General features: G+C 61.9%; 1 protein-coding gene. It reads left to right on the forward strand.

The genetic code is table 11. The features are described from left to right. A partial coding sequence (locus ACWKWE_RS29215) for an AMP-binding protein (protein ID WP_483852487.1) occupies positions 1 to 1,000 on the forward strand: 1,000 nt, incomplete at both ends.

Consider the following 1,000-nt stretch of genomic DNA (forward strand, 5'->3'; position numbering starts at 1 on the left):
TGCGCTACATGCTGGAAGACGGCGGCGTGAAGCTGCTGATCTCCCACGACGCGGCGCTGGACCGCGTGCCAGTGGGCGACGTGCCGTTGCTCAATCTGGATCAGCTCGATGTTTCGGCTGAGCCAGAAACGGCGCCAAACGTCACGATTCATCCGCAACAGCTGGCGTACCTGATCTACACCTCGGGCTCGACCGGCAAACCCAAAGGCGCGGCCATCGCCCACGCTGATATTTCGATGCACATCCAGACCATCGGTGAGCGCTACCGCTTCACCGCCGAAGACCGGAAATTTCACTTCCTGTCGATCAGCTTCGACGGCGCTCATGAAGGCTGGATGATGCCGATGTGTTACGGCGCTCGTGTGGTCTTGCGCGACCAGGAACTGTGGAGCGTCGAACAGACCTACGACACGCTGATTCGCGAAGGCATCACCGTGGCCTCGTTCCCGCCGAGTTATCTGCGCCAGCTCTCCGACTGGGCCGGTTTGCAGGGCAAGGGGCCGGGGGTGAAAACCTATTGCTTCGCCGGTGAAGCCTTCAGCCGCGAAATGCTCCATGACGTGATTCGCAATTTGCAGCCGCTGTGGATCATCAACGGCTACGGCCCGACCGAAACCGTGGTTACGCCGACGTTGTGGCTGGCGTCCTCTGAAACGGCAGACTTCACCACGGCCTACGCGCCGATTGGTGATCTGGTCGGTGACCGTCAGGGTTACGTGATGGACGCGGATTTGAACCCGCTGCCCCAAGGCATCGCCGGTGAGCTGTTTCTCGGCGGCGCTGTCGCACGGGGCTATCTGGACCGTCCGGGCGCCACGGCCGAACGCTTTCTGCCGCACCCGTTCCGAGCCGGTGAACGCATTTATCGCAGCGGCGACCGCGTGCGTCTGAACAGCGAAGGCCTCTTGGAGTACCTGGGCCGCATCGATCACCAGATAAAGATTCGCGGTTTCCGCATCGAGGCCGGTGAAATCGAGGCGGCGTTGAAGGGTTGCGAGGG

Source organism: Pseudomonas salicis (assembly GCF_057128705.1).